This window comes from Pedobacter sp. AC402, from assembly GCF_979252805.1.
On record NZ_CEEDAI010000008.1, the window covers coordinates 206,995 to 220,375 of the forward strand.

Here is a 13,381-nt window from a genome sequence, read left to right on the forward strand (position 1 = left end):
ATGTTTGCTATTTAACGCCATCTAAAATTGCTTGATAGGCCGGTTTTCGCTGATATTGTGCATCAAATGGCAAAGGCCAATCGGCTCGGTTATAATTTGCAGGAATCCAACTGTCTGCATCGGTAACATTCCACTGGGTAATGCCAAATTGCTGACTTTTTGGTATGGCATTATAGGCCTGAACAATGGTTTTGTATTTTGCAGCCTGCTGTTCGCCCAAAGCAGTAGTGTAAATAATGGATGGTACGTTATCGGGATTTAAGGAAATATCTATTTCTGAAATGTGTATTTTTAAACCTGTGGCAGCAGCAGTACTGATGGCAGCTGTTAAATTTGCATCGCTTTGTGTTACGCGGGTATGCATCTGGATGCCGATACCATCAATAGGAATACCTTTATTTTTTAAACTGGTAACCAGGTTTAGTATTGCAGTGCGTTTTGTGGTGCCAAATTCATGACCATAATCATTGTAAAAAAGTAACGCATTTGGATCGGCTTCGTGTGCGTATTGAAATGCCCTGCCAATATAATCAATGCCTAACTTTTGCACCCAAATGCTGTTGCGGATCGTACCATCTTCGTTAACGGCTTCGTTTACTACATCCCATGAAACAACTTTGCCTTTAAAATGGCCTACAACGGTTTGAATATGGGTTTTTAAAAGGTTTTCCCAATCGGCGGTAGTCCCCTGGAAATTATTTACCCAATCTGGTAATGATTTGTACCAGTTTAAGGTATGGCCATGTATTCTTTTTCCATTGGCTACGGCAAAATCAACCAGGTAATCGGCATCGCTCCAGGTGTATGTATCTTTTGCAGGATGTACGGATGCAAATTTCATGGCATTTTCTGCCGTAACACTATTAAATTCTTTAATAACCAGATTACGGTAGTTCGTATTGCTTTTTAATAAACTTACATTAACGGCTGCCCCCATGGGGAAAGGCATGTTTGCCTGCAAAGTAATTTCTGCTATTTTTGGTGCTGCTATTGCCATTCCAGGATCGATACTGGTACTCTTGTATTTTGCACAAGAAAGGGTTAAAAGCGACACCGAAAGCATTATTTTCGAAGCGAAACTAATTCTCTGTAATCTTTTCATAATCTATTTGTATTTAACCTGCATTTGGTCGTAATAGTCTTTCAGCACATAGAAAGCTTTCTTTTTCTTTCCTGTTTCACTGATTAATCCTTTACGGTTCCAAAAATTTTGATAAATGGGATGTTGTCTTCTTGGCGACCTGAAATCGGTCAAAATCCAGGGTGTCATACCGCGTAGTGCACCAATTTTGCTCAGCATGGTAATTTGGTTTTTGTATAAAGCTTCCTGATATTCTTCGCTCCAGCGGGTATTTTCATCAGCATGGAAACCACCCAGCGCATCACCACCGAATTCGGTAATTACTACGGGTTTTTTATACTTGATATCGAAATTGTATTTAGTAATTTCTGAAGGATTACCTCCCCAGTACCAGCCCGCATATTCATTAAAACTTACCAGATCGATTTTTTCGCCCAAAGGATCGTTCAAAATGATGTTATTTCCTTCACGGTGCACCTCCAAAGCCGCAGCAACCAGGCGCGTATCATCCAAAGTGCGGGCAGTTTCTGCCAAATTGCTCATAAAGCTTAAACGGGCATCGCTTAAAGGGGTTTCGTTACCGATAGACCATACAATTACACTTGCCCTGTTTTTATCGCGTACAATTAAATCGGTAAGTTGTTGTTTGGCATTTGCATATGTTGCAGGGTTGGTCCAGCTGATGGTCCAATACACCGGAACTTCAGCCCAAACCAATAAACCCATTTCATCTGCCAAACGGATCATTTCTTCGTTGTGCGGATAATGTGCCAGGCGAACATAATTACAGTTCATATCTTTTGCCCATTGCAACATCATGCGCATATCGCCTTCTGAACGTAAACGGCCTGCTAAAAGCGGGTTTTCATCATGCAGGGATATGCCCCTTAAAAAAACAGATTTACCATTTAAAAGAATGCTGTCACCATCAACCTGAATGGTTCTGAAACCAATTTTATCGTTGATATTTTCTTTGTCGGTTTTAATATTTACGGCATATAGCTTTGGCGTTTCCGGCGACCATAAGCTTAAATTGTTCCAGGTAAATTCATCAGCTATTTTGCCTTCGCTATCTGTTTTGTATTTCTTTTCTAATTTTAATTCGGGGATAGAAAGTGTAATCTCCTGCCCTGCAGTTGCATCAGCAAGCTTTACTGAGAAATTTAACAGGTTTTTGTTTCCCTTTACGAGTTGAAGTTTATAATCATTAATAAAATGATCGGGAAATTCTGCCAGAAATACATCACGGGTTATGCCTCCATAATTCCACCAATCGGTATTCACAGTAGGTATTTCATCTTGCTTACGGATATTATCTACTTTAAGTACAATAGAGTTTTCGCCAACCTTTAAATTGCTGGTAACATCAAACTGGAAAGGTGTAAAACCACCTTTGTGTACACCCAATTTTTTTCCATTGAGGTAAACGTGTGCTTCGTAATTAACGGCAGCAAAGTACACGAAATATCTTTTTCCTTTTTCGGGTTTTGCATCAAACTTTTTGCGTAGCCAGACATTGCCTTCGTAAAGTTCTAATTTTTCTGACTGTGAGTTCCAATCGCCAGGAACATTCATTTGTGGTGAATGATCAAAATCATATTCTATCAGTTCTGACTTATCTTTTTGAACTTTATCGTCAAAATAACCACCTGTTCCGGTTTTGGATTGATCGAATGGTTCGTGGCGATAATCATAATAGCCATTTTCGTATGGATCGACAATATAATTCCATTTGCCATTCAAACTTTGGATTTTACGTGCCTGAATGTTCTGTATAGCCGTAACCTGACCGTAACTGATGGATGAAAGGAGCGAAAAGCAGATTAAAAATACGCTATAGGTTGTTTTTAACATAACTTAAGTTTTAATTTAATTAATTGACTGTTTCAAAACTAACAATTAATTAACGGACGGTGTTTCCACCGCCCGCCTAAATTTGAGCAAAATCTAGTTTTTGGTTAATATCCAGGGTTCTGCCCCAAACCCGGAGCTTTATTTAATTCATTCTGCGAAATTGGATATAAGTAGTTTTTAGCCGTAAAAGCCCTGTTTTCTACCACAAATGGGGTATAGCTAAATGTAGTTGGCGTTAACTGTACAATGCGCATTCCTGTAACAGGTTTGTTAAATGTGGTTTCGCCTTCTTTCCAACGGCGTACATCATAAAAGCGGTGTTCTTCGAAACAAAGCTCCACCCGGCGCTTCGTTATGAATCCTTTTACGGAGTTCTTCTTTTGTTGGGGCAACATAACCCGGGCCCGATGGGTTTGTGGTTTGCAATGGTGGCATATCAACATTTTGTGCTGAAGTTGTTGTAGCTTTTCTTTGGCGAACTGCATTTACTGATCTCAGAATTTCAGTTAAAGCCGCTACACCTTGTGCCTCATTTAATGCTTCGGCATAGTTTAATAAAACTTCAGCATACCTAAAAAATATCCAAGGACGGCGAACATTGGTTGCTGTACCTGCCCAAACGGCACTTTCACTTAAATATTTACGCATGTAATAGCCTGTTTTTGTTGCGTTTACATTCAGGCCAAGTCCATCTTTACCGCCAACAAAGGTTTCTACAGGTTTTCCTTTAAATTGTGTGAGCAAATAAGCCGCATTGCCTGGCGCTGTAGCTGGTTGAATTGAGGCTGAATTATATAATATTGCAAAACCCAACCTTGGATCGCGGTTGGCATAAGGATTATTGGCTACATAGCCAGAACCTGCATCTGTAATCGGTTTACCGGTGGTTTTCATTTCAAAAGCATCAACCAGTTCTTGTGTAGGGTTTGTACGTCCGTTTGCCCCATCGTAGCTAATAGGTGCATTATTTGATTCTATCGTATTGGTATTGAGTGTTTGTGTAGCAAAAATAACCTCATTATTATAAGCTGCATTGGCTACATTCCATAACCATATGTTTTGGTATGAGGCATATATACCATGTTTACCAGTATCCATTAACCTTTTTGCCGCATTGGCTGCATCCTGCCATTTGCTAATATCGCCCGTTGGATTATATTGTGGACTGGCCGCATACAACAACATTCGAGCTTTAAGTGCCATTGCTGAAGTTCCTGCAGCCCTACCCCGGTTTACATTATTCCAATCAGACGGAGAAGCAGGCAACCTTGTTATTGCCGATTCGCAATCAGCCGAAATCTGCGCAACACACTGATCAAAGGTGTTTCTTGGCAAATCTAAATTATCGTTAATGGTTAAGGTTTTGGTTACTATCGGAAAACTGCCATAACGTTTAAGCAATTCGAACTCGAAAAAAGCCCTTAAAAAGTAAGCCTGCCCTTTTAAACGCTCTATTTGCGAAGCAAGGGTTTGATTTTCGGGCACATTTGCTGGTAAAACTTCATCAATTGGCACAATTGCAGCTGCATCTATCTTTTCGAGGAACATGTTTGCTTTTCTAATCCCCGCATACATATCGGCATATACATCATCAAATGTTCTAACCGGACTCCACGTACCATTATTTAGGGTAGAAATTGAGGCATTCTGATTTGAATTTACCGCTTCATCACTTCCAGAGGCTAATAAAGCACCATCGCCAAGGTTATACCGATCGGAAAGTGAGGCATAAACATTGTTTAAAAAATTTCTGGCATAATCAGGATTGGCCCACAGTTGCGCTTCAGTAACATCGTTACCTCCGCTAAAAGATCCGTCCTGGAGAAATCCATCTTTTTTACATCCGGCAACCTGTAAAATTACAAGGGCAAGAAGGAGATAAAATATATTTTTTTTCATCTTGTTTTCTTTATTTTAATGGTGATGAAGCTATCATGACTAAGCATATCTTAATAGAAGGTTGTAAAATCATGATGGTTTCATTATTCATTGTCTTATCTATTAAAATTTCAGGTTCAACCCTAATGAATAAATTTTCATGTAAGGATATGAGGCATTGTATCCCGATTCAGGCAATTCCGGATCGATAGGTAAATCGCCTAGTTTATCAAATGTTAAGAGGTTTAAACCACCTACATAAAACCTGAGCTGTGAGATTTTTAATTTCCTGGTAAATGATTGAGGCAGAGAATAACCCAGCTCTACGTTTTTTAACCTGATGTAATCGCCGGAGCGGATCCAAAAGTCTGAGTTGGCTGTATTATTACCTCTATCGGTTAACAATAACCTGGGGTAAGCGGCACCAGGGTTAGCTGGTGTCCATCTATCTACACTAAACTGGCTCAAATAACCATTGTTTGCATTACCCGAGTTTACTAAGTTTTGAATGGTAATGGAACGGCCACTGGTACCTTGAAATAAAAAGTTGATATCGAAATTTTTAACGGATACTGAAGCACCAAAACCAAAGAAAGCTTTAGGTACAAAGTTGAAATCGGTTCTCACCCTATCCAGATCATTGATTACTCCATCACCGTTTTGATCCACATATTTAATATCGCCAGGTTTTACATCTCTTGATAAGATTTGTTTTGGCGAAGCATCAATCTGAGCCTGCGATTGAAAAATACCATCAGAGATCAGCATAGTTGATATATAACCGGCACTTGTATTAGCTGTAGCTGCCGGAGAAATTACACTCGAAATGGGATGCCCCAATTGCTTTTGATAAGCCGGCAGGCCAGCTGCTTCATTAATAGCCAGTATTTTACTTACGTTATAAGTGAAGTTTCCGAAAAGATTAACATTTACTTCTCCGATTTTCTTATTGTAATTAATACCTGTTTCAAAACCTCTGTATTCGGCCTCACCTTCATTTACATAAATTAAATTTTGACCAAGCAAACTAGGCAATAACGAAGCTGTGGTTAAATCTTTTCTATCCTCATAAAAATAATCGGCACTGATTGATAAAGATTGCTTAAAAAGTTTAGCATCGAAACCCAAACTGGTTTTATATGCTTTTTCCCAGGTTAAATCGGGATTGGCCAAGGCCAACTGACCAGAACCACTTACTCCGGCAAAAGCGGTACCGAAGTTATAACCGGTTGTACTTCTGCTGTAGAAATCGTTAAAGGCGAACCTTCTGGCCGAGCCAATGGCATCGTTACCCACTAAACCATAAGAACCCCTTATTTTTAAAAGATCAAGAAAACTGGTAGATCCTTTCATGAAATTTTCATCAGAGATGATCCATCCGGCTGATGCCGCAGGGAAAAAACCATACCTTTTACCTGGCGCAAAATTCTCTGAACCCGAATAGTTAGCGGTTACATCAACAAAATACCGTTGTATAAAGCTGTATGATAAGCGGTTAGACCATCCCTCTCTCCTTACATCCAAACTGCCGAATGACGATAAGTTTGCTCTTGAAACACGCGTTGAAAATTTGATATCATGCTGACCAAAGGTGCGGTTATAATCCAACCCTGCCCAAAACTCACTTTTTTTAACGTTTCCTGAAAAAACATTTCCCTGGTAGTTTACCTTGCTTGCTGTACCGTAGGCGGGAAGATATTTACCATCTGTCCCGATTTCAGAAGTGGCGTAAGTTTCAGAGAATCCTGAACGGTATAAACCTGCAATGTCATAAGCATAAAACACTTCAGCAGATAAACCTTTTAAAATGCCATCCATTTTCTGGCGGGCGCTGATAGTGGCAATCATGTTCCGCATTAAATCGGTACTTGCACCTCTTGCCTGTAACATAGCCAAGGGGTTACTTTGAGGATAAACTGAAGTACCTCCATAAGTTCCGTTTGGATTTAAAATTGGAAAAGCATTGGCCGGTGTAGCATATACAGTGGTTAAAAAAGTAGCTGTACCTGCATTTGGGAAAGTAAGGTTGGTAATTCTGCCACCAATATCAAGCGCAACATCTAAATTTTTGTTTACATGCAAATCTAAATTGGTGCGGAGGTTATAACGGTTAAAATCGGTATTGGCATCATATGTTTCATTGTTTCCACCTTTGTAAAAACCACCTTGTTGGTAGGCACTTAATACGGTATAATATTTAATAAAGGCATTGCCGCCCGTTACCGAAGCTACATATCGTTGTGTTGGTGCTACCTTTTTGGTAAAATCGCGTACAAAATTGTTATTTGGATATTTTACTGGGTCTGAGCCATCCTGGTATGCTTGTAAAGCTGCCTGATTATACACTGCAGCACCACCGCTGTTGATGGAAGCTTCATTGTATAGCGTTGCGTAAGAAAATGCATCTAACGGAGCTGTAATTTGCATAGGTGCCTGTAAGCCAGCCTGTGCATCAAAACTTACTTTGGTAGAAGTTGCACTGCCGCGGCGCGTTTTAACATAAATTACGCCGTTACCGCCATACATGCCATACCAGGCCAAGGTTGCTGCATCTTTTAAAACACTTACACTTTCAATTTCATTAAGGTCCATTGAGGTGAAATCTCTTTCAATACCATCAACAATTACCAAAGGTTCCTGATTGCTGTTGTAAGATGAACGGCCCCTTACTAAAAAACTAGAAGCATCGTAACCTGGCTGCTGCGAACCACTCGGGTATACTGCTAAACCTGCTAACCTGCCGGTAAAAACGTTGGTTAATGAAGATGAAGGTATCTGAGGAAGGTCTTCAGCCCTGATGGTGCTAATTGTTGCGGTTATCGCTCTTCTTTTCCGAACACCGAATGGAATATACACATCATCATCATCGCCTGCATCAACCAGTGATTTGGTTAATACAATATCTCCCCTGCTCACATCTGATGCAGGTTTTAATAGGGTGCCATAACCTACAAATTTGAATATCAGCACATCACTTGTAGTGGTTTCGATAGTAAAACTACCATCAGTACCTGTAGAAACTGCTTTATTCGTTTTATCTTCCTGTATGGAAATGGCTACTCCAGGCAGCGGCTTCTTATCCTGATCTACTACCTTACCCGTTACGGTTAATCTTTCATCAGGTTTTTGCCCATAAACATGCAGCACTCCTGCCATCATGAATAAGAGACAAATGATATATTTTGATTTTATAAATTTCATATTGAAAAATCTTTTTAGCGTTATATTAATTCCCTACTATTCCCAACCCGGATTTTGAGTTAAAACTCCCTTACTTTTATAAATTTCTGTCCTGGGAATTGGATAAAGATTTTGAGCTTCTGTCCAGGTTTTCTGATAAGTTGGCCCTAAAACAATTGGGGTATAGGTAAAAGTTGCATTGGCATTTTTAACTACATCCATACCTTTCATTGGCACCGCAATTGTTTGTGCACCAATTTTCCAACGCATAATATCGTACCAACGGTGATCTTCGAAAGCCAGCTCAATAGCGCGTTCGTGTCTTATTACTGCACGCATTTCATCCTGGGTCATGTTATCCTTCAGGCCATAACCATTACTACCCGCACCTTTTGTAATTCCTGCACGTTGACGAAGGGCTACAAGCTGTGCATAAACTGTGGCATCAGGTCCTACTGCTTCATTCTGTGCTTCAGCATAGTTTAATAATATTTCGCCATAACGGAAATAGAGGTAATTTAACAACGTAGTACTTCCACCAACGGTACGGTAAACCTCAGGCCAGTATTTTTTACAATAGTAACGTGTTGCGGTATAGGTTATAGTTGTGCTATAATCTTTACCAAATAATATTTTATTATTGGCATCCAAAGTGGTCCACATTTCGATTTTCCTCCCCTGCCATGCTAAATCGTTGTAAATAATGTTGTTATAAAAACGTGGCTCGCGGTTTTGATATGGCTTTTGTGGATCGTAACCTGAAGTAGGATCGGTAATGGCTTTACCATTTGCCATTTCATACATATCTACATGGTTTTGTGTAGGGTTCATTTGTCCTTGTGCACCACCAGAACCTGGCGACATTGAAAAATCCTGCATCATTTCTCCGGCTAAAGGCGTTGGGCCTTTTATCCTCATCATGATATATTCTGGCGAAGAAGGCAGATTCAGCAATTCGCCATAATTAGGCTGTAATGAATACGTTTGTCTGGCTATAGTGCCCGCCATCACATCAGCCGCCGCAGCAGCAGCAGCCTGCCATTTTGTTTTATCGTTATTTGGATTGTTTAACGGACTTGCAGCATACAACAATACCCGTGCTTTTAAAGCTAACGCAGCACCAATGGTTGGGCGACCATAATTAGAGGGGCCATATTCTGCATCGGTACCCAGCTTGGTAATGGCCACTTCAATATCTTTAAGGATAAAATCGGTTACCTGGGCAAAAGAACTTCTTGGTACACTATTCAAATCATCCGTTACGGCATAAACTTTATCTATAATGGGCACGCCACCAAATCTTTTAGTAAGTTCGAAATATGATAACGCACGTAAGAAACGCATTTCACCTTCTACGCGTTTGGCATCGAATATTGGTACGTTAGCTGCCGGAGGCAAAGGCACTTCCCCTATCCTGGCGAGCATTTTATTTTCTACAGCAATACCCGCATACATCAGTTTCCAAACCCCATAAATATCATTTAATGAGGGTCCGTTAGAATGATCGTGGTATAAACCTCTGTTTAAGGAAGTTACCGAACCTTCTGAGTTTCCGGAAACGGCCTCATCAGATGCCTGTGCTGTACAACCACGGTGATCGTTAAAACGAACATATTTTGTAATTACATAATTGTAGGCATTATCGGCAAATCTTGCAGCCAGTGCCGGATCGGCAAAAATTTCATCTTCACTAATCGCCACCCCAGGCGTACGTTCTAAATAGTCCTTTTTACAGGAAACCGAGAAGAGCGTTAATAAAAGAATGGCTGTAAATATTTTATAATTTTTCATGATCTTAGAATTGAACGTTTAAACCAAAATTGTACACCTTTGAAGTAGGATAAATTGATTGCAATGGGAAAGCGGTATTTATCGTGTTTACGTTTTCAGGATCGGTATAAAATTTATACTTGGTCCAGGTGTAAAGATTCTGCCCCTGCACAAATACCCTCACATTGCTTAACTTCAATGCAGTGGCCCATTCTTTTGGTAAATTCCAGGCAAATTCTACGTTTCTGATTTTGAGGTAAGCAGAATTTTGTAAAGTAAAATCGTTTAAAGCATAATTTAATGATGCAGTTCCCCTGGCATGGATAATTGGCCAGGTTGCTGTTGCTGCCGTGGCAGGTGTCCATGAATCGAGCATAAAAGGATACATCTGTTGCCCGTTGTTCTGCTCGTTCAAAATAACATTGGAACTTACATTACCAACTCCCTGAAATAACACCGAAAGTGAAAATCCTTTGTATAAAACACGTGGACTAAAACTATAAATGTACTCTGGGGTATTGGTATGGCCAATGGCTTTCTGATCTAAACTGGTAACAATGCCATCACCATCTAAATCTTTAAATTTTAAATCGCCCGGTATTGGCAGGTAGCCCTGTAATTTTGGTGAAGCAGCAATATCTGCGGCCGATTGGTAGAAACCATCTGTTACATATCCAAAAAACTGGCCAACACTTGCTCCTTTTCTTACCAATGAAGCCGGCAGGCCATCTGGTTCATCGTTTTCTACTATCTTATTTTTGGCATAACTTAACTGTGCATTTAAACCAAGGGTAATGCTGCCTATCTGTTTTTGGTAATCAAATTCTACTTCGTAACCTTTATTGTATACAATCCCTCTGTTAAAGTTTGGATACGTATGGCCATAAAGTGCAGAACCACTTAATGATGGTGTTAAAATATCTCTCCGGGTTTCGTCAAACAAATCTGCCGTTACTTTTAAGTTATCTTTAAATAAACGCGCCTCAAAACCGATGTTGCGTTTGGTTCCGGTTTCCCAGGTTACAATTGGGTTTCCGAGATCGTTTCCTGTAGCCCCAAAAAACTGGGGATCTCTGATTAGAATTGTTGGATAATTGGTTATGGAGTTAGGATTTCCAAATGGAGTTACCTGCCCACCAGCTGTTGTTGTGGTATAAGTTGAGTAACTGGTTAAAAATAAGAAACGGCTATCCGAAATCCTGTCGTTACCAACCAAACCATAACTACCCCTGATTTTAAAGTAAGATAGGATATCGTTTTTCTTCCAGAAAGGCTCATTGGTTAATGTCCACCCTGCCGAAACTGCCGGGAAAAACCCATAACGCAAGCCTGCTGCAAAGTTTTCTGATCCATTATAAGAAGCATTGAATTCTGCAAAATAACGCTCATCATAATTATAAGTTACCCTGCTTGCAACACCTTGCGAAGCTTTTGGAGGAGCGGTAAATGCAGTAGATCCTGTAGATTTTATTAACTGCCTGGTGCCCAATAATAAAGCACTTACATTGTGTTTTCCAAAATCGCGGTTATAATCAAATCCCGATTGGATATTCATGTTGGTACTCCCTTCAGTAACGCCACCATCCTGCACCGCACCTAAAGGCTCATCACGGTTGCGGGTATCGGTTGATAAAGTAGCCTCACCAGTTGCTGGGTTATATACATAAGCAGCCCAGTTTGCATTTCTTCTTTCGATATTGTTGTAATAAGAATCATAACCGAAAACTGTTTTAAAGCCTAAACCTTTGGTAATAAAGCCCAATTTATAATTGAGGTTAAAAGTACTTTCGATGGTATTGTTATCATCATTTCGGGTTCCAAAACGCGTTAAAACAGCATAAGGATTCCAGATATTTGTACCCACATTAGGGTTTGCAGTAATTCTGCCATCAGGCAAAGTAACCGGATAAGCATAAGCAGGAACCTGCAATATCCGCGAAATCATTCCTTCAATCGTATCGTAAGAGAAAGCAGATGATGACCTTAAACCTGCCGGCTGATAACGATCGGCAAAACGGCCGCCCAGTTTAATTCCAACAGTAAAATCCTTATTCAGCGTTAAATCTACGTTCGAACGGAAATTGTAACGGTTGTAATTTGGAACTGTATTGATCCCATATGGTGAATCGAACTTTTTAAAAATACCATCCTGAAAGGCGTAACCTGCCGAAACAAAATATTTGGCCACTTTAGTTCCACCACTGATGTTGATGTTGTGCTGCGTTTGCGAATAATATTTTTTGGTTAAATAATCGAACCATTGCACATCAGGATAACCTATCGGATCTGATTTATCCCTGAATTTCTGGATTTCAGCATCAGTAAAAAATACTGGCTTGTTATCATTAGTGTACGATTGGTTTAACAAGATCGCACTTTCAAGCGCTGGCAATCCTACAGCTAAACCAGTATAGGTTTGCAAGGCATAATTACCGGTATAGGTTACCTTTGGAGCACCAATTTTACCTTGTTTGGTGGTAATTACAATAATACCGTTTGCACCACGAATACCATAAATAGCAGTAGATGCCGCATCTTTTAATACCGTGATGGTTTCTATTTCACTTGCATCCACATCCGAAAAACTCGGCCTTTCTACCCCATCAACCACCACAATAGCCGCATTGTTGGCCCCGTAGGTTGCAACACCCCTAACCTTTAGCTGGGCACCATCCGCACCGGGCTGTCCGCTAGTTTGTACGGCCAATAAGCCTGGTAAGCGACCAATTAAACTATTGGTAGGGTTTGGAGTTGGCGATTTCATAATCTCCTCCGAACTGATCTGTGCAATAGCACCAGTTAAGGTAGATTTTTTCTGCGCACCGTAACCAACCACAACTACCTCATCCAATCCCTGAGAGTTATCTTCTAAAACAATGGTTAGGGTATTTTTGCCATTTACCGCAACCTCTTTATTTACATAACCAACATAAGTAAAGGTTAGGGTTGCAGTTTCTGCTGCTTTGATTGAAAATTTTCCATCATTATCGGTTACTGCCCCAACTGTGGTGCCTTTAACCCTAACACTCACACCCGGCAAAGTAATTCCTTTGTTATCCTTAACCACACCTGTTACTGTTGTTTGCGCAAAAGCAGAGAAACAGGAACTGAGGAGGAAAAGAAAGGTTAAGGTATAGCGCACCTTTGACCATTGGATTTTCGCAAACCCAACACAGGTAAAAGTGCGGCTCAAATTGTAAAGTTTATCCATAATTATTATAAATATTAAATCTATTTGGTAAAAATTTAATGCATACTTCATACTGAACGACTGTAATTCAAGGAGAATCAGTCAAAAATCAGAGAAAAAAATTTCTTAGGTATTGCTCAGCGTTATCGGGTCGGCACTCAGAAAATTGTTGTTTTTTTAAACTGCCTCAGGCATTTTGAGAATTATACGATTTTGCCTTGAAAACGTAATATTTTGGAGACAAAACGATTTAGTTTTTTCAACTAAACCTGGCACTTCAGTTAAAGCCCTTTTTAAACTGAAATTGGTTTGTGATGATTTGATCATGTTTATTTGGTTAGTTTGTGTTAGCGGTAACGAATTTAGAAAAGCTTGAAAGATAAAAGTGTTTTTAAATAGCCTAAAACGCTATAAAATCCATTGAAACT

At 39.9% G+C, this 13,381-nt stretch carries 7 protein-coding genes; all 7 read right to left on the reverse strand.

The window, feature by feature from the left end:
• Nucleotides 1–7: 7 nt before the first annotated feature.
• Entirely contained in the window at nt 8–1,102 is a 1,095-nt protein-coding gene (locus AC0IWE_RS10200) for an endo-1,4-beta-xylanase (protein WP_471792990.1), read from the reverse strand.
• Between the two features lie 3 nt (nt 1,103–1,105).
• Entirely contained in the window at nt 1,106–2,935 is a 1,830-nt protein-coding gene (locus AC0IWE_RS10205; protein WP_471792991.1) for a glycoside hydrolase family 2 protein, read from the reverse strand.
• Between the two features lie 104 nt (nt 2,936–3,039).
• Nucleotides 3,040–3,276 carry a RagB/SusD family nutrient uptake outer membrane protein gene (locus tag AC0IWE_RS10210; RefSeq protein ID WP_471792992.1) on the reverse strand — a complete coding sequence of 79 codons (237 nt, stop codon included), beginning with the start codon at nt 3,274–3,276 and terminating at the stop codon, nt 3,040–3,042.
• A complete protein-coding gene (locus AC0IWE_RS10215) occupies nt 3,242–4,834 on the reverse strand; it encodes a RagB/SusD family nutrient uptake outer membrane protein (protein WP_471792993.1) in 1,593 nt (530 codons plus the stop codon). The genes AC0IWE_RS10210 and AC0IWE_RS10215 overlap by 35 nt, the downstream gene beginning before the upstream one ends.
• A 102-nt stretch (nt 4,835–4,936) precedes the next feature.
• Nucleotides 4,937–8,014 carry a SusC/RagA family TonB-linked outer membrane protein gene (locus AC0IWE_RS10220; protein ID WP_471792994.1) on the reverse strand — a complete coding sequence of 1,026 codons (3,078 nt, stop codon included), beginning with the start codon at nt 8,012–8,014 and terminating at the stop codon, nt 4,937–4,939.
• Nucleotides 8,015–8,050: 36 nt separating this feature from the next.
• Nucleotides 8,051–9,784 (reverse strand): RagB/SusD family nutrient uptake outer membrane protein, encoded by a 1,734-nt coding sequence (locus AC0IWE_RS10225; protein WP_471792995.1) that lies wholly within the window; start codon nt 9,782–9,784, stop codon nt 8,051–8,053.
• A 4-nt stretch (nt 9,785–9,788) separates the two neighbouring features.
• On the reverse strand, nt 9,789–12,974 hold the full coding sequence (locus tag AC0IWE_RS10230) for a SusC/RagA family TonB-linked outer membrane protein (RefSeq protein WP_463493908.1): 3,186 nt from the start codon (nt 12,972–12,974) through the stop codon (nt 9,789–9,791).
• Between the last annotated feature and the right edge of the window lie 407 nt (nt 12,975–13,381).

Excerpts from the sequence above, each read along its gene's own strand:
- AC0IWE_RS10200 (WP_471792990.1), bottom strand. The coding sequence starts at position 1,102 with ATGAAAAGATTACAGAGAATTAGTTTCGCTTCGAAAATAATGCTTTCG.
- AC0IWE_RS10205 (WP_471792991.1), bottom strand. The coding sequence starts at position 2,935 with ATGTTAAAAACAACCTATAGCGTATTTTTAATCTGCTTTTCGCTCCTT.
- AC0IWE_RS10215 (WP_471792993.1), bottom strand. The coding sequence starts at position 4,834 with ATGAAAAAAAATATATTTTATCTCCTTCTTGCCCTTGTAATTTTACAG.
- AC0IWE_RS10220 (WP_471792994.1), bottom strand. The coding sequence starts at position 8,014 with ATGAAATTTATAAAATCAAAATATATCATTTGTCTCTTATTCATGATG.
- AC0IWE_RS10225 (WP_471792995.1), bottom strand. The coding sequence starts at position 9,784 with ATGAAAAATTATAAAATATTTACAGCCATTCTTTTATTAACGCTCTTC.
- AC0IWE_RS10230 (WP_463493908.1), bottom strand. The coding sequence starts at position 12,974 with ATGGATAAACTTTACAATTTGAGCCGCACTTTTACCTGTGTTGGGTTT.